The organism is Clostridium chromiireducens (assembly GCF_002029255.1).
GTDB classification, from domain to species: Bacteria; Bacillota; Clostridia; order Clostridiales; family Clostridiaceae; genus Clostridium; species Clostridium chromiireducens.
In genome coordinates this window covers 1-569 of the sequence record NZ_MZGT01000186.1, presented here as the reverse complement: position 1 = coordinate 569, position 569 = coordinate 1, and the positions used below count along the sequence as shown (strand labels likewise).

Here is a 569-nt window from a genome sequence, read left to right as displayed (position 1 = left end):
ACATCTACGCCTGCGCCTGCTATTTTTCCACTGTTTAACGCTTCTGCAAGTGCAGCACTATCTACAACGGGGCCTCTTGCTGTGTTAATTAGAATTGCACTTTCTTTCATTAATAATAACTTTTCACTGTTTATTAATCCTTTTGTAGTTTCATTTAGTGGGACATGAAGTGATATAATATCGCAAGTTGACATTAAAGTATCTAAATCTACAAATTGAATTCCTTCAACTTCTTTTCTAGTTCTGCTATAAGCATATACTTCGCAGCCAAATGCTTTAGCAATCCTTGCAGTTCTCATCCCTATTGCTCCTGCACCCACTACTCCAAATTTCTTACCTTCAAGTTCAAACCCAACAAGCCCATTTTTAGTTCCACCTTCTCTTGTCACCTTATCACAAGGTATAATATTTCTATAAAGAGAAATAACCATACCAAATACTAAGTCTGCAACTGCAACAGTTGAATACCCAGCACAATTACATACCATAATATCTTTTTCTTTGCAGTAATCCATAGCAACATGATCTACTCCAGTAAATGCAACACATATCATTTTTAAATTAGGACA

Annotated in this window: 1 protein-coding gene; it reads right to left on the bottom strand. The window is 35.7% G+C overall.

The annotated features are described in order from the left end of the window. Window positions 1-569 (bottom strand): NAD(P)-dependent oxidoreductase (locus CLCHR_RS24310; RefSeq protein WP_242966199.1); only part of this gene is annotated, 569 nt, incomplete at both ends.